This is a genomic window from Pseudomonas sp. Root401 (assembly GCF_001425105.1).
GTDB lineage: Bacteria > Pseudomonadota > Gammaproteobacteria > Pseudomonadales > Pseudomonadaceae > Aquipseudomonas > Aquipseudomonas brassicacearum.
Map to the genome: position 1 here is coordinate 67,669 of NZ_LMDO01000012.1, position 16,130 is coordinate 83,798.

16 protein-coding genes are annotated in these 16,130 nt (G+C 55.7%); 8 read left to right on the forward strand and 8 right to left on the reverse strand.

What is annotated here, in order from left to right:
• Window positions 1-13: 13 nt before the first annotated feature.
• Window positions 14-901: a cytochrome c oxidase subunit 3 gene (locus ASC85_RS10325; RefSeq protein ID WP_014335868.1), complete on the forward strand. Its 888-nt coding sequence runs from the start codon at window positions 14-16 to the stop codon at window positions 899-901.
• A 24-nt stretch (window positions 902-925) separates the two neighbouring features.
• On the opposite strand, the gene ASC85_RS10330 is transcribed toward ASC85_RS10325, so the two are convergent.
• Window positions 926-1,129, reverse strand: a complete 204-nt coding sequence (locus ASC85_RS10330) for a twin transmembrane helix small protein (protein ID WP_014335867.1) — start codon at window positions 1,127-1,129, stop codon at window positions 926-928.
• Window positions 1,130-1,199: 70 nt separating this feature from the next.
• Between ASC85_RS10330 and ASC85_RS10335 the strand changes: the two genes are divergently transcribed.
• The 6 genes from ASC85_RS10335 (at window position 1,200) to ASC85_RS10360 (ending at window position 6,532) form a co-directional block, all read left to right on the forward strand.
• A complete protein-coding gene (locus ASC85_RS10335; RefSeq protein ID WP_057449251.1) occupies window positions 1,200-1,937 on the forward strand; it encodes an SURF1 family protein in 738 nt (245 codons plus the stop codon).
• The gene (locus ASC85_RS10340) at window positions 1,903-2,496 is read left to right on the forward strand and encodes a hypothetical protein (RefSeq protein ID WP_057449577.1); all 594 of its coding nucleotides are present in this window, start codon (window positions 1,903-1,905) and stop codon (window positions 2,494-2,496) included. The genes ASC85_RS10335 and ASC85_RS10340 overlap by 35 nt, the downstream gene beginning before the upstream one ends.
• Window positions 2,497-2,506: 10 nt before the next feature.
• Window positions 2,507-3,586: a COX15/CtaA family protein gene (locus ASC85_RS10345; protein WP_014335864.1), complete on the forward strand. Its 1,080-nt coding sequence runs from the start codon at window positions 2,507-2,509 to the stop codon at window positions 3,584-3,586.
• Window positions 3,574-4,473 (forward strand): heme o synthase, encoded by a 900-nt coding sequence (gene cyoE, locus ASC85_RS10350; RefSeq protein WP_046064684.1) that lies wholly within the window; start codon window positions 3,574-3,576, stop codon window positions 4,471-4,473. Before ASC85_RS10345 ends, cyoE begins: the two co-directional genes overlap by 13 nt.
• Window positions 4,470-5,105: an SCO family protein gene (locus tag ASC85_RS10355; protein WP_014335862.1), complete on the forward strand. Its 636-nt coding sequence runs from the start codon at window positions 4,470-4,472 to the stop codon at window positions 5,103-5,105. Before cyoE ends, ASC85_RS10355 begins: the two co-directional genes overlap by 4 nt.
• Before the next feature lie 1,064 nt (window positions 5,106-6,169).
• The gene (locus ASC85_RS10360) at window positions 6,170-6,532 is read left to right on the forward strand and encodes a DUF6124 family protein (protein WP_057449252.1); all 363 of its coding nucleotides are present in this window, start codon (window positions 6,170-6,172) and stop codon (window positions 6,530-6,532) included.
• A gap of 330 nt (window positions 6,533-6,862) precedes the next feature.
• On the opposite strand, the gene ASC85_RS32105 is transcribed toward ASC85_RS10360, so the two are convergent.
• The 7 genes from ASC85_RS32105 to ASC85_RS10385 form a co-directional block, all read right to left on the reverse strand.
• Window positions 6,863-7,729: a DUF5677 domain-containing protein gene (locus ASC85_RS32105; RefSeq protein WP_156395631.1), complete on the reverse strand. Its 867-nt coding sequence runs from the start codon at window positions 7,727-7,729 to the stop codon at window positions 6,863-6,865.
• A gap of 257 nt (window positions 7,730-7,986) precedes the next feature.
• Window positions 7,987-8,712 carry a DUF2971 domain-containing protein gene (locus ASC85_RS10365; protein WP_057449253.1) on the reverse strand — a complete coding sequence of 242 codons (726 nt, stop codon included), beginning with the start codon at window positions 8,710-8,712 and terminating at the stop codon, window positions 7,987-7,989.
• Window positions 8,713-8,790: 78 nt separating this feature from the next.
• Entirely contained in the window at window positions 8,791-10,737 is a 1,947-nt protein-coding gene (locus tag ASC85_RS10370) for a tetratricopeptide repeat protein (protein WP_057449254.1), read from the reverse strand.
• A gap of 454 nt (window positions 10,738-11,191) precedes the next feature.
• Window positions 11,192-11,842, reverse strand: coding sequence for a DUF2459 domain-containing protein (locus tag ASC85_RS10375; RefSeq protein ID WP_057449255.1), 651 nt, complete (start codon window positions 11,840-11,842; stop codon window positions 11,192-11,194).
• Window positions 11,843-11,922: 80 nt separating this feature from the next.
• Entirely contained in the window at window positions 11,923-12,165 is a 243-nt protein-coding gene (locus tag ASC85_RS10380) for a hypothetical protein (protein ID WP_057449256.1), read from the reverse strand.
• A gap of 12 nt (window positions 12,166-12,177) precedes the next feature.
• Entirely contained in the window at window positions 12,178-12,306 is a 129-nt protein-coding gene (locus ASC85_RS33450; RefSeq protein WP_269085254.1) for a hypothetical protein, read from the reverse strand.
• A 438-nt stretch (window positions 12,307-12,744) separates the two neighbouring features.
• Entirely contained in the window at window positions 12,745-14,733 is a 1,989-nt protein-coding gene (locus tag ASC85_RS10385; protein ID WP_057449257.1) for a M10 family metallopeptidase C-terminal domain-containing protein, read from the reverse strand.
• 422 nt (window positions 14,734-15,155) lie between these two features.
• On the opposite strand from ASC85_RS10385, the gene ASC85_RS10390 reads away from it, so the two are divergent.
• The gene (locus tag ASC85_RS10390) at window positions 15,156-16,130 is read left to right on the forward strand and encodes an aKG-HExxH-type peptide beta-hydroxylase (protein ID WP_057449258.1); all 975 of its coding nucleotides are present in this window, start codon (window positions 15,156-15,158) and stop codon (window positions 16,128-16,130) included.

The window sequence follows — 16,130 nt, forward strand, 5'->3', positions numbered from 1 at the left end:
AGGAGAACAATAAATGGCAACTCACGAACACTATTACGTTCCGGCCCAGAGCAAATGGCCGATCATCGCCACGGTCGGGATGTTCGTCACGGTGTATGGCCTGGCAACCTGGTTCAACGACATGAAGGCGGCGCGCCCGGATTCCCACGGCCCGCTGATCTTTTTCGTCGGCGGGCTTCTGCTGGCCTACATGCTGTTCGGCTGGTTCGGCGCGGTGATCAAGGAAAGCCGCGCCGGGTTGTACAGCGCGCAGCTCGACCGCTCGTTCCGCTGGGGCATGAGCTGGTTCATCTTTTCCGAAGTGATGTTCTTCATCGCCTTCTTCGGGGCCCTGTTCTATGTGCGCGTGATTTCGGCGCCAGGCCTGGCGGGGGAAGGCACCAAGGGCCTGTCGGAGATGCTATGGCCGAACTTCGAATATGTCTGGCCGTTGCTGAACAACCCCGATCCTAAACTCTTCCCGCCGCCCAAAGACGTCATCAGCCCCTGGGGCTTACCGCTGCTCAATACCATCCTGCTGGTCAGTTCCAGCGTCACAGTGACCATCGCCCACCATGCCCTGAAAAAAGGCCATCGCGGCGCGCTGAAAATCTGGCTGGCGATCACCGTACTACTGGGTTGCGCCTTCCTGGGCTTCCAGGCCGAGGAATACATCCACGCCTATAAAGAGCTAGGCCTGACGCTGGGCTCGGGGATCTATGGGGCAACCTTCTTCATGCTCACCGGGTTCCACGGCGCCCACGTCACCATGGGCACGATCATCCTGTTCGTGATGCTGATGCGCATCATGCGTGGGCACTTCGACAACGAGCATCAGTTCGGCTTCGAGGCGGCGAGCTGGTACTGGCACTTCGTCGATGTGGTGTGGATCGGCTTGTTCGTCTTCGTCTACATCCTCTGACGCAACCGTTATCAGGGCGGCTCTTTACCAAGGAGCATGCGACACCAACTGGCCGCTGAAGAAACCCCAGGCAATCAAGCCGACGGTGGCGGCGGCCAGGCTGACTCGGATCGCCAGGGCGATGACCAGGCGATTGGAACTGCTGTCGTCCTTGACCAGAAAAAACAGGCCGCTGAACAGGCTGGCAATCGTGGCAATCAGCATCAGGACGATGGCTGCTTTGAGCATTAGGGACACTCCGGGGGGACGCGATGCACGTGAGTATAGCTATCCCGTTCGACGGCTTTCGGACGGCGCCATGAAAGGCTTCCGGCCAGGCCTCGTGCCGTCATTGGTGGTGGCCGTGCTGGTGCCGGTGATGGTGTGCCTGGGGTTCTGGCAATTGAGCCGGGGCGAACAGAAGCGCGTGCTCATGGACACTTACGCCGAGCGCCGCGTGGCACCGCCGATGGACAGCACTGAGCTGGCGCACACCGCCGATCCGGCCTTTCGCCCGGTCACGCTGCAGGGCCAGTTCGACGCCGAGCACAGCATCCTGCTGGATAACCGCCAACACGACGGCAAGGTCGGCGTCGAGTTGCTGCAACCGTTCCTCGACCACCGCACCGGGCTGTGGCTGCTGGTCAATCGCGGCTGGCTACCCTGGCCGGACCGGCGCACCCCGCCGGCCTTCAACACGCCGGAGCAACCGGTGAGCCTCCAGGCCTGGGTCTACGTCGCACCCGGCGCCACCTTCCAGCTCCACGCCGACCCGGCCGATGCGCCCTGGCCGCGACTGGTCACCACCATTGAGCCGGACAAGCTCTGGTCTGATCTCGGCCGCAACGGCTTCGCCTATCAATTACGCCAACAAAGCGGCCCCGGCGCCTACCGGACCGATTGGCCGGTAGTCGCCATGGGCCCGGAAAAACACCTCGGCTATGCCGTGCAGTGGTTCGCCATGGCGGCGGCACTGTTCGGCCTGTTCCTTTATCTCGGATGGCACAACGCAGGGAGACACCATGGGAAGCACCATGAATCCAACCAACACGTCTGAGGCGCCCGTGGCGCACAACCGTCGCAAGGGCCGCCTGCAACTGCTGCTGATCGTGCTCGGGGTGGTCGGCCCGATGATCCTGGCCACCGGCATGTACAAATTCCAGTTCTGGGTGCCCGACAGCCGCAGCTACCACGGCGAACTGATCGGCACCGGCCAGACCCGCGCCGAGATTGGCGTGCAGGCCGATGAACAGCGCTGGCAGATCCTCGTCACCGCACCGCAGGAATGCTCGGTGGATTGCCGGCAACTGGTGTACCTGGCCCGGCAGGTGCAGATCGGCCTCGGCCGTGAAGCCGGCCGCGCCAGTCATGCCCTGGCGATCGCACAACCGCTCGATGCCGAGTACGACGCCCAACTGCAGCGTGAATACCCACAACTGCAACGCTACCCACTGGACCTGCCGGCCTATCAGAAAGGCGCCCAGGGCTCCGGCGGCGCCCAACTGTGGATCATCGACCCCCACAGCAACCTGGTGCTGCGCTACGACGCCCGGGTCAAGGGCAAGGACTTGCTCAACGACCTGCGCCACCTGCTGAAACTGTCGAACATCGGATGAGGGCATCGACATGGCCAAACCTGGATTTCGCCTCGCGCTGTTTGCCACGTTGCTGGCACTGATCGTCGTATTGTTGGGCGCCTACACCCGGCTGACCCACGCCGGCCTCGGCTGCCCGGACTGGCCCGGTTGCTACGGGTTCATCAGCGTGCCCAAGAGCGAAGCCCAACTGGCCCATGCCGAGTTGCATTTCCCCGACACTCCGGTGGAGGCCCATAAAGGCTGGAACGAGATGGTCCATCGTTATTTCGCCGGGGCCCTGGGGCTGATGATTACAGTGCTGGCCGCCCGGGCCTGGATGAACCGTCGCCGCCCCGGCCAGCCTGTGAAGTTGCCGCTGTTCCTGCTGGCCGTGGTCTTCGCGCAAGCGGCGTTCGGCATGTGGACCGTCACGCTGAAGCTCTGGCCGCAGGTGGTCACCGGGCATTTGCTCGGCGGCTTCGCGACGTTGAGCCTGCTGTTCCTGCTCACCTTGCGCTTGTCCGGGGTGTTGCCGGCGCTGACCGTGCCCAAGCGCCTGCAACATTGGGCCACGGCCGGGCTGCTGCTGGTGATCGGCCAGATCGCCCTCGGCGGCTGGGTCAGCTCCAATTACGCGGCGGTGGCCTGCATCGATTTCCCCACCTGCCACGGCCAATGGTTGCCACCGGCCGATTTTGCCAACGGCTTCCACCTGACCCAGCACATCGGCCCGAACTACCTGGGCGGGCAACTGGACAGCGACGCCCGCACCGCCATCCACCTGACCCACCGCATCGGCGCCTTGCTGGTGACCGTGGTGCTGCTGGGCCTGGCCTGGCAACTGAAAACCGTCGGCATGACCCGCTTGGCCGGCCTGGTGCTGGCCGCGCTGGCGGCGCAGATCACCCTGGGCATCAGCAACGTGCTGTTCCATCTGCCGTTGCCGGTGGCCGTCGCCCACAACGCCGGGGGCGCCGCACTGCTGCTGACCCTGGTGCTGGTCAACTATCACGCCCGGACCAGCCTGGTCCGGGTCAAGCATCAAGTCCCGCTGCGCTGGCGGTTCAACCCGCCTAAACACGGCGCCAGCCCCATAACAATAAAAGGAGAGATGCCATGGCAACCTTGACCGGTGAACGCCACAGCCAAGCGATCTGGCGCGATTACCTGGAGCTGACCAAGCCCAAAGTGGTGGTGCTGATGCTGATCACCTCGCTGGTCGGCATGTTCCTCGCCACCCGCGCCGGGGTGCCGTGGACCGTCCTGGTGTTCGGCAACCTGGGCATCGCCCTGTGTGCCGGCGGCGCGGCGGCGGTCAACCATGTGGTGGACCGGCGCATCGACGCCGTGATGGCCCGCACCCACAAACGGCCATTGGCCGAAGGGCGAATCTCACCCACCGCCGCACTGACCTTCGCCGTGGCACTGGCCGTGGCCGGCCAGGCCATGCTGCTGGCGTTCACCAACCCGCTGACGGCCTGGCTGACCCTGGCCTCGTTGCTGGGGTATGCGGTGATCTATACCGGTTTCCTGAAACGGGCGACGCCGCAGAACATCGTCATCGGCGGCCTGGCTGGCGCGGCACCACCGCTGCTGGGCTGGGTCGCGGCCACCGGTCATGTCAGCGCCGAACCGCTGCTGCTGGTGCTGATCATCTTCGCCTGGACCCCGCCGCATTTCTGGGCCCTGGCGATTCACCGCAAGGAGGAATACGCCAAGGCTGACATCCCGATGCTGCCGGTGACCCACGGCGAGCACTACACCAAGATCCATATCCTGCTGTACACCCTGGTGCTGCTGGCGGTGAGCCTGATGCCGTTCGTGATCCAGATGAGCGGGATGCTGTACCTGATTTGTGCCCTGGTACTGGGCGGCAGGTTCCTGCAATGGGCCGTGGTGTTGTACCGTGGCAGTCGGCCGCACGCGGCGATCAACACCTTCAAGTACTCTATCTGGTACTTGTTCCTGCTGTTCATCGCCCTGCTTGTAGATCACTACTTACTGTTGAGCCTATGACTCGAACCCAGAAAACCGTCTTCATCCTCGCGGCCGTGATCGCAGTGATCCTCGGCCTGACCATCAACAAGGTGCTGTCCGGCAAAGGCCAGGGCGACCCGACCGCGCTGATCGACGCCGGCATCATCCTGCTGCCCCAGAGCCGCAACCTGCCGGACGTGAAAATGACCGACCAGGACGGCCAGCCCGTGGCGATGGACGGGTTGAAAGGCAAATGGAGCCTGCTGTTCTTCGGCTACACCTTCTGCCCGGACATCTGCCCGACCACCCTCGCCCAACTGCGCCAGATCAAAAGCGAACTGCCGCCCGAGGCTGTGGATAAGTTGCAGATCGTACTGGTCAGCGTCGACCCCAACCGCGACACGCCCAAGCAACTCAAGCAGTACCTGGGCTACTTCGACCCGCAGTTCATCGGGCTGACCGCCGCCTCAGTGGAAGACCTGCAGAAACTGGCGAATGCGGTGAGCATTCCGTTCATCCCGGCGGATACCAGCAAACCCAACTACACGGTTGATCACAGCGGCAACCTCGCCGTCATCGGCCCGGACGGCACCCAGCGTGGGTTCATTCGCGCGCCACTGAATAATCAAAAGCTGGTGGCGCAGTTGCCGGAGATGCTCAAGCGTAAATAACGGAGCGGGGACTCGCTCCACCTGTAGAAGCTGTGAAGAGCTGTGTAGGAGCTGTCGAGTGAAACGAGGCTGCGATCTTTTGATTTTGATCTTTCACTCATGACTCAATTGTCTGGGGCAAGATCGCAGCCTCGTTTCACTCGACAGCTCCTACACAGCTCCTACACAGCTCCTACCAGCCCCTACCACCTCCTACCAATCCAGTTGTTTCAGGAACACCGTCATTTCCGCGCTAGATAGCTATCGCGAGCAAGCCCCCTCCCACCCCGGACGGTGGTGAACACAATATCTACAACACCCCCAATCCCCCTGCGGGAGCGAGCCTGCTCGCGATGACGCCCGCCCAGACACCCCCTTGGCGAGGGAGCTTGCTCCCGCTCGGCTGCGCAGCAGCCGCAAAACCAGACAATGCAGCTTGCCTGGAAACATGCAGGGGCCTGCTACTCAGGCCAGCGGGAGCAAGCTCCCTCGCCACAGGGGTTAGTGTCGAACCGAATATCCAGCCCAACGCCACCCACTGTGGGAGCGGGCTTGCTCGCGAAAGCGGCGGGTCAGCTTGCATCAATATTGAATGTGCCACCCTCTTCGCGAGCAAGCTCGCACACACTGGGCGGCGGTGAACACAGTATCTGCAACAGCCCCAATCCCCCTGTGGGAGCGAGCCTGCTCGCGATGAAAACGACACGGTCCCAGAGCCAAACAACCCGCCCGTATCACCAAAAAGTCTCCCTCCTACAGCCCCGACCTACACCCCTCTATCAAGCTACGCATCCTTGCGCCTTTGCCTACAACTACGCCAGAATCCGCCCGCTTGTGCGCATTGTCCCCGGGTTCTATTGTCTTTCCTGCCACTGCCCATCAGTGGTCGGGTTTAGTAGCCCGGTTCACATCTCGGTTGTACAAGCTCTATCAGTCAGGTACCTGCCTGTTCTTGATGGTGGCTGTGTGCATGGCGCCCTCGGGCGCGCCGGGTTTGGTGTGATCACCGGTCTACTAACTTGCGCACAGCCGCCACCCTTCCGTTTAGTAGCGAGATGGTGCGGCCTACTATGAGGGTCACACCGATGTACAAAATAACTCCGAATCCACCGGAAACAGGTTCCACCCCACAATCCGCAAAATCCAAAGCCAAGCAGCAAGACGAAACCACCAAACGCGTGCTCGATCACTACTTGCTACCAAAACCGGATAAATCCCAAGACGCCCCCAAACCGGGCCAGCTATACACCGTCGTGAAAGGCCTCGATAACGAATGCCTGCTCGCCAACCTCAGCGAAACCCTGGCTTCGGCTGATGCGATGGTGAGTGATTTGGCGTTTGATCTGGATGGATCGAGGCGTCATGTGGCACAGGGGATTCAGCAGTTGATTGAGCTGAGTTCGTTGTTGGCGAATCGGGTGTTGGATAACGTGGAGCCGCGGCAGTAGTACTTTTTCTCCAATGAAAAAACCCGACGTTTTGCGTCGGGTTTTGGTTCTTCTATCTGCAGAAGCGGACGAATAAGCTGTAAATATTCTCAAATTCCTTTTCCCGCAGATCCCTCCACGGTCCTTCCTAGCGATAGGCTGCAAACGGCCATAAACAGACGTTCGAGCATGCGCTGCTCCCGGCGAGCTTATGAAACGTTCCAATCAAAACCTCCTACCGGTTTACTATTATCCGTCGAGGTTTTTTTAGACATCAAGAGTTCGCGAGATTATTTGCTGGAGTTCATAAGCAACTATAATTGGTAAATCAGTAACGCATTACGTTTTTAGCTAAACACGATCTTCATAATATCTATCCATCAGACTTTCGTGAACAGCGATGACACTATTTAGTTTTATCGCAACTTTATCCAACTCCGCTGCCTCTGCCTCGCACTCCGAGCGGCAACAAATTCTATGAGCAGCATCACAAAAAAATAGTACCGCATTAGTTGCAAGGTAGTAAGCCAAGGATAATTTTTCAGCCTTCTGAGCTTTTAATAGCGCGTGCTTGACATCTATTTCATTAGGAGACAGGTCAATTAAAAGACTATTAAAAATATCCTCTGAAAAGCCGTGAACAGAATCAGAAGTCGGCGCGAATAGAATGTGATAAAAAGCTTCTAACCCCACGGATCTAAAGCGACTGCGAGCGTCAGGCCAATGAGGAAAAGCATCGCTATTGTTTATATCCTTGAATATACCTGAAATATTTTCCATATGATCAGAAAAGATTTTCGCACGCTCTAGATATTTGGCGTCGTCTATTGTTTTTGCGTAATTCAACCAATGAACTGCTCGCTTACTGGAAGACGTAAGGTACGATTTAATAAGTGAGCGAGGTTTGAGAGAATCCCTATCCTTTATGACATACATTAAATTTATTGAGTTTTCGATGGAAACTCGCGCCAAAGACTCAACTGCTGAATAGCAATTAATCTCTAAGCTTTGAAGCATTCCATGATTTATGTCATCGATATTTTCAGCCATTACATAGCATGCGACCTTGGAGATAAACTTATATTCCCCAGCAGCTTTGAGGTCAATTGTTTTTAAAACTCTATAAATATCCCGCTGGCACTCTTTCAATACTCCCAATTGATCTTTGTGGGTTTCATGTTGCTGGGCGTGATCGTTAATACGTTCAATGTTAACCAAGAGCTGAGAGTCCTTCACATGACAATTACTTGAATGGCCATTCACCCATGTGAGCTTCGAACAACTGAGGCGCACCGGGTTTCAACGATATAGTTGAATAACTGTCTTTTGGTTATGATCGCTTATCTGGATAGACAGTTACCACTCCGAAATTTACAGCGGGCAAAGCGAAATTAATCAGCAGCATTTTTTTCATAACAATCTAGTGATTTTATTTGGGGGGCTTTCACCTCCCTCACCATACTAATGTCTAACCGTTATCTGTAACGGGGACTCCCAAGAAGACTCGAAACTCGAACCCGATCACCAAACCCACGGTGTGCTGCCGCGGCGCGTACTGCCTCAATATCGGATTCGACTAGAGAAGGACCTAAGTAAATCCTATCAACTAGTACATCAAGATCGAATTCGATAAACACTCCAAGTTCAGGTACCGCGACACCGAACTCTTCTGCCATCCTAACGGATACCGCTAAACGAAATTCACGCTCCCACGAGAACGCCATGTGTTTGTACCAAAACCGTTCCATCATGCTTAGGTTAAGTCGCCGTTTGAGAAGGTCAACATACGTAACATTTCCACCCCAAAGCTCCTCCTGTGCATACTCAGGCTTTAGGCGGAAGGGTTTCACTGCCGCTATAATCCGCTCAAGAGTCGTTCTAATTGCCACACCCTTCCAATCTTCTGCGTAAAGCTGCCACATCGCATCACTTTCGTACGAGGCGCGATGCCAACAACTTATTTTAGTTAGCCGGCGCAGCTGCTCGAATGCTCTATCGTCACCATTGGGTTCGGTATATCGGGGATCAACTGGAAATCCTGGCGGAAGAACAGCCACAGCCCCTTCAAACGGATCCTGAAACTGCCTAGCTGACGAGAAGTATAAATTTCCCGTTTCCAAAAAATTGACAATACGCTCCGTCTTAAAGTATCGCCACAGCGGCTCAGTCATATCGATGGTTTGATTGGCTATTAAACGCAAGGCTTGTCCTCCATGAAAAACTTAAAAAAACGAGGTGCGTCAGTTATAAACTTTTGATTCTAATCGAACGCTTTTTTCCTATCGAAGGACAATAGGAAGGTCGCGGCGTAGCAGTTCGGTCAGCTCGTGATCTGGAAACTTGTCTATTGCGGCCTTCCACACACGGATCGCATCCTCAACTTCTCCTGCGTTCCAATGCACACCCCCCATATTGAACCACGCTAGCTCATAGTCGGAATTAAGCGCAATGGCACTCTTATAAGCGCTGATCGACTCGCGAACCTGTCCCAGTTTCTCGTAGGCCACTGCGACCTGAAACCAGCTCATATCATCCACCTGAATCTCTTTAGCTTGTAATAGCAAAATCGGCAAACTCTCCTCAGGTCGATTGAGGAAGTTCAGTGCGGTACCGAGGCAATAACCATAGTGCCCGCCAGCAAGATCATACGCGGCCCGAAAGCAGAGCTCCGCTTCCTCCCATTTGTCTTCATCCTGCGCCCAGTGCCCTAGGCGATCCCAGAGATCAGCTGCTGGCTCGTCACTCAAAAACTGGATATTCGCCTCGAATTCACTTTTGAATGCGGGATAAGTCATATCCACGAACAAGCCTTCCGAGCGCAAGTACAGCCTATTCAGCAGACGTTCTCTCACGCCATTGGGACAGTTCGGATGTGCCTTCAGATATCGATCCCAGAATGGGATGCTAAGCCTCGCATTTTCTGGTGAAGTGCGTCCGAAGCAAGCGACTTGCTGACCACACCAGGGCCAGATCCAGTGATAGCTCGCAGCATCACTTAGCAGCGTATTTATCTCGCGAAACGCAGCTTTCCCGTCGCCGAGACTGAAGAAAACGTTTATTCGCCACCCCGAAACCGAAGATTGCTTTCCCAACTCACGTTCGGCGAAAACCACTTGATCAAAATGTTCGAGTGCCTCTTCGTACTCTCCTTTCCGGTGACAATAGAGACCTAAGGCATAGTGCGCTTCGGGAAGCTGAGGATTATGACGCAACGCTTCACGATAAAATTCAGCAGCCTTATTCGCATTGCCTAACTTGTCGTAGCTGGAACCGAGGTTCTTATTGCACTCCGCAAGCAGCGTAAAACCGTGGGTGCCAGTCAGGTGGTGAAGAGCCGCCTCATATGCCTTTGAGGCTTCATCTTCGCGTCCTAGCGCTGAAAACCCGTTGCCAATTGAGTAGTGGAGGCTTCCCACGTCAATACGCCCGTTGTCGAGTCTAGACGCGAGATAGGCAATTCCATCCGTGATGCGAGCAGCGTTGTCGCCACACCCACCCATGCCGAGATTGATCTCCGCCATATAGCAGAAAATCATCGCCTCATGGTCTAAAGATAAGACTGATGCGAACTTCTCAAACGCGGCGCTGATTACGGCATCCGCGCCTCTGTCATAGAGGTTTGCAAGCATCGCTGCAGCCTGCCCTTCATCTACTGGAACATGCAGATCTGAGCAGACCGTTTTTATGGTTTTGAACAGATTTTCGGTACGAGCGGTTGTTTGCGCGACCCGTGCATTTCGTGATGACCAGGCGCCGAACTTCGCCAACGCTGCCAAGGACTTTAGGCGGGCATTGGTAAGAATTTCCGAGAAGTTAACGGTGAGTGTTCGCTGCTGCGCCCAATTTTGCCCGCTATGTTCGTACCGCCGCATTACGGCGTCGGCGGAGCAAAATCGCAGCGTATCGGTAGGAACGTGGTAGCAGACGAAAATTGAATGAGGCTGTACCAGTAAGTAATTTAAATTGGATCGCCGTATATCGATACTGACCGACCCGTCTGCATTTTCATTACCTTCTGTGCCTTTTAATTGGACGTGGATTCTGACGTTCGTAGCACTTTCGCCATCAATAACTTCGATCTGGCTGTCGGTTCCATAATCCTTTCGGTCGGAGGCCTGCAGCACAAAGACTTCGGAGGCTGATATCAAACTCCGAAAAGCCGCTTCCGCTCTGTCTTCCGTTACATGATTACTGTGACGTGTCGGTAGATCGTTGAAGTGATCCATCTTCTGTATCCCAGGCACCAAGCACCTACGCGTAGTGCTTTTGCGGGAATAGTAGCAGGCTTAGTGATGGCAATTGCTACGCCACAATCGGGATCATGCGCGACAACAGCTAAGTGTTGCCGTCCAGAAGGTCCGACACACGCCGTTGTGTAGTTCAACTGCCTTTGAGAGCAGGGCGTACTCCCTGCTTTCACCCGGAACCACCTAGAATTTCTCTATGGCTGTCGGTTAAAAAACAACGCCAATTCGAACGTCAGCTTCTGGCCGTTCTCTGCCGGTCGCCTCTTCGGCGGATATTGGTCAATGCCTAATGCAAACTGTGGTCAGCACCCATGCAATTGGCTGGTCGATAGGAACGAATACGGATGGTCACGCGGGATGCATTTGGGTGGGTCACATTCACTGGAACCGGATGTCAGCATCACTGAAATACACACCCGCCCTCAGGCACGGGTTAGCGGGTAGCCAGGCAGGATCCACCGACCGCTGTCGCCCGGCGTAACTGTGACATGACGTTCCCCGCCGTAATCACCGCTGCAGGCGACATTGGGCAGTTGCTCGCGGCCAGCGCCTCTGCGACCCAGGTATTGCAGGTATAAAACAGCGAATAGCTACCCTCGGCCTGGTAGAACCGGCTCTCTCCATACAGGCCAGGCCCGAGCACCACCAAGGTGCCCGTCGCTGAGTGGGTGAAGGTCCCGGCCACGAACGCGAGCAGTCGTCGGTAGCTGTCCTCCGTCACCCGCACCTCGATGACCTCGCTTGCGGCGAAACGCTGCCTGGGGTCACCGTCAATCTTGACCGCATGCAGCACGGTTGCCGTCGACCCGAACAAGGCTCGCAGGGCCAGGCTCAAGGTGGCCTGTGGGGCTCGGTAAAAACCCTCGTCACCCCAGCCGAACTCAACGAAGTCGCCGTCGCTAAATTCTTCGGCCAGTGCGGGAAGCACCTGAAGCAGATCGGTGCGCGCAATTACCAACCCGGTATGCAGGCCATGATTCACCACATAGAAGGACCGCCAATCGCCACCCTCGCCCCTCGGCGGGTCCGACGCGGTAGCGCAGCCGAACAGCGTGAGGACCAGGGCTAGCACTACAATGCGCATACACAAGGGCTCGCTCACTTAAGGGGACCACTTAAGAAGACGGATTTATTTTCTGATATTAATCCATCCGCCTTTCCCGCTCAGCCAACCTCCTCAAACCGCCGCCGCTTCATGAACAATCCCATCCCTATCACCACGGCAAAAACCGACAGCAACCCCAGATCAAACCCCAACAAGCGGTTCTGACCTGCGACAAAGCAGCCAACCGCACCCGCCGCCACCAACGCCACGCCTAGCCACTTGCGTAGCAGATAGGGTTTGAGGAATCGATCGAGCAGAAAGGAAACCACCAAGGCAATGACCAATTGAGTAATGTCGGACATATACGTCTCCGGTCAGGCCTTGATGATCAATGTCGAGAGGGTGCGTTGCGGGCCGATACCGCCGTTGACCTGCGCCTCGATGCTGACCAGTACGTCGCCAGCATGGTAGGTGGGTAGAATTTGATTGGTATACGCGCGCACACCCACCCCTACAGACGCCGCCAGACTAAATAAGGGGACGGATTTATTTTCTGGGATCCATGTCGACTTCAAAAAATATCAAAGCCTACTGAAAGATAGCTATAACTAGCTGAATTTATTAGTTTTCGCTATACACGACTATCATTCTATATGAGTCGAAATTTTTCCTAATGTTAGATCCGCCCCTTTCCACTGGAAAGGAGGGTTGACTCGTGTGGCTAAGAGATCGGTTGGGCCGTGTGAACCTAGCGGTGGGGGCGTTTGCAGACCAAGCGGCATTCGGCTTTCTTGAGATCGTTCCCACGCTCTGCGTGGGAATGCCTCCACGGACGCTCTGCGTTCGGCTCTTGGGGGACGCAGAGCGTCCCTAGCTGCATTCCCACGCGGAGCGTGGGAACGATCAAATGGCTAAGAGCAAGGAATCACCAGGTCTGCGTTTTACACCCAGACGTCGTTAACCAATCCAATCAATTGAATAGCCTCCTCTTCCGCAGGCTCGGCGAAGATGATGTTCAAATTACCGTAACCGGAATGGTCCCCCACCAAGCTCAACTCGAATCGAGCCCCAGAGGCGTCAGCTTCATAACTCTTCAAATAAGTCAGGTTCTTGGCTTCATTGAAAATCACGTCCAACGTGCCGTTGTAACCATTTCCCAGCCGGGTAAAGCCCAAGGCGGACAAGTCGATCGTGTCTTCACCGACGGTATAGTCAATCAGGCGATCAGTGTGGTTTTCGGTGGCGGTACGGTAGCTGTCGCTCAGTCCGTCGAAGCGGAACACATCGTTGTTACCGCCACCCGCCAATAGGTCCCGGCCCTCTGCGCCAACCAATACATCATTGCCTAGCGCTCCATAAAGGCGATCATCGCCCGCCAACCCTTCGATGATTTCGCCGCGAGCGTTGCCTTGTAAACGATCGGCCCCTTCGGTGCCCGTCAACCTGGCTTGCTGAAACAGGAGGTTGGTTTCATTCAGCGCTTGGCCCAAGTTACCGTCGAAGACCACTTCGAAGCGTTCCCCATCGGCGTTGGCCTCGAAGCTTTTGAGGTAGGTCCGCGTCCCGCTTTCATTGACGCGTATCGCCAGCGTTCCGTCATGTCCATTGCCCAGCCCGAGGAAGCCCAGGGAGGCGAGGTCGAGCGTATCGGTGCTGGGGTCGAAGTCGGTGATTCGGTCGCTATGGGCCGCGGTGGCGGTTCGATAACTGTCTGTGACTGACTGGTAACGGAACGTATCGGCCCCGGCACCGCCCGTCAGCAGGTCACGACCTTGCTGGCCGTCGAGCAGATCGTTACCGGCCCCGCCAAGGATCGCATCGTCGAACGAGTCGGTACCGAGCAAGAAGTCAGCATCGCCGCCACCGTCAAGGTGGTAATAGCCGTCGTCGGGATTGCCAAAGCTGTGGTCCAGGCGGCCGTCGGGGGTCAACTGGACCAAGGCGGCCAGATAGCCGTCCGCGCTCGTACCTTGGCTTCCACCAATCAATAATTTGCCGTCGGCCAGCATGATCATGTCGGCGACTGCGAAAGGAGCGCTTTCCGAGCCCCAACTGACCCGCCCCTGATCGCCGAAAGCGGTGTCGAGCGAGCCGTCGGCATTGAGTCGGACGACGGTCGCCACGCCGCCCGAGGCGCCCGCCAGCAGGATTTTGCCGTCATCCTGGATGACGAGGGCGCCTGCGTGAACATCCAGGGCCAGGCTGCCGCCGTTCGCAAAGCTGCTATCCAGCGTACCGTCCGGGTTGAGGCGGGTCAGGGTATCTTGCCCAGTGACCAATACCTTCCCGTCCCCCTGCAGCGAAACGTCGAACGTGCCACTGGGGTGAATGCCGACGGACGCGGGTAGGTGCAGGATCCCTGCCTCTCCAAAAGACGAGACCAAGGCCCCCGTCGCGTCGAAGCGGGCGATATAGATCTCCCCGGACGGATACCCAGCGCTTGCGAAGAAGCTGCCGTCGCGTTGCACGGAGAACGACGCTTGCTGGCCTAGATCTTCATTCCAATAGAAAGGCACTGTCACGGTGCCGCCGTTCCCGAAACTCGTATCGAGGCTGCCGTCGGCCAAGTTACGACTGATGCCCGACACCCAGACGTTGTCTACGTTCACGTAGCGCGCCACCAGGTAGCCCCCTTCCGGCTGCACGGCGGCATTGCCGCCGTCCTCGATATCGAGCGACACAGGGAGCAGGGATCTACCGTCGCCACTGAAGGTGCGGTCCAGGCTACCGTTGGCATTGAACCGGACCAGGCTGCCGGTGAAGCCTGAATCCTCTTCGCCTCCCAGCCCCAGGCGACTATAAGCACCAAGCCAGATAGCACCGTCCGGATCGACCGCGATACCTGCGATTTTGTCCGAGCCCCATAAGGTCGTGGCGACCATGCCTGTTTTTTGCGCAGTTGAAGCGGCGGGCGAAATGCTCTGGCTCATGTCCAAGCCTCCGATAGATTTGGCGCCAAAAACTATAGACACGGCTCAGTCAGGTTGCCATTTTGCCTTCAACGACCAAGCGACAACCTATATTCTTGAAAATTGGATCCAATATAGCAAATGGGTATATGACGCAAAGAAATAATAGTGTCGTTTATCAAAATGGTTATGTTAGTTTCGCTCTGCCTTGCAATGAAATGCGAACGGCATAATCTTTCAAAAAAATGGAGCTTTTTATGAAACTCGATATGTCCAAACTGATCGTATCTCAATCCGCACTGAGCCTGACTGCAATGGTTGCGCTGTCGAGCGTAAACAAATCTATCGGCGAATAAATTTCGACGGTGATTTATTAGAAGGACTGCCATATCGCTATGGCGGTCCTTCTTTTTATGGAGAGTCCGCTTTCAAGGAGAAATCAAGTGAGCATCTTAATCACAAATGAAGAGTATCGCCAAGATTCCTACGCATTGCTCAATCAATACAAAGAGTCGATGAGCTACTTGGCGAGCGTGTTTAATGATGACTATCAAAAATCCGACTCTGTGACCAAGCTGTCTTGGAAGTCTTTCGCATTCTACAATAAGTGCATCAAAAGCTTGCAAGCCAACGATGCAGATTCAGGCTTACAGTTTTTTCAAGAAGCCAAGCAAAACGAAAGACAAGGATCAGAAGGATTCAGGGTTTCTGGCTTCTCTGAAAACAACCGAAAAGAAGAAATCGACTTGGTTGCCGATGAAGTACGAGAAGAGGCGTCTGGCAAAATCAGCATTGGTTTCATCAGCGCTGATGTTGCTGAGATAGAGAAAGCCAAATTAATAGCAGGCATAGAACTTCTCAAGGCCCAATCGTTAGACCTCTACAATGAAGCTGAGGTCTTAATAGATGAAATAGTCTTGACGGGGCCAGGTGATGAATACCATGTCAGATCGGCCAGCAGTTACAATTTATTAGGGCTGGTTTTGATATGGGCCGATGAAGTCCATAGCCCCATCTATTACGCACAACAAGTAGTCCATGAGGCCGCCCATTTAAGACTGTTTTTAAAAAGCACAGATGATAAGTTTGTTTTGAATCCAGAGAGTGAATTATACACAGCGCCATTCAGGCCTGACGCACGTCCCATGCTCGGTATATTTCACGCACTTTTCGTACTGGCTAGAATTGCACTGGCGATGGCTGGCTTGGGGAAAATAGCGCCTGGAAAACTGGCAGAGGAAGCGCTTGAGAAAGGGCGGGTGGCTGAGAAGAGATTTTTCGCGACCGCAGCGCAGATCAAGCGGGACGGTGTGTTGACGCCCATGGGACAACAGATTTTCGATGAGTGCTTGCAGGAAATGACCAAAATATCACCTTTTCGTAATGTCTATGATGACATGCTGAAAAGTGGATTCTGA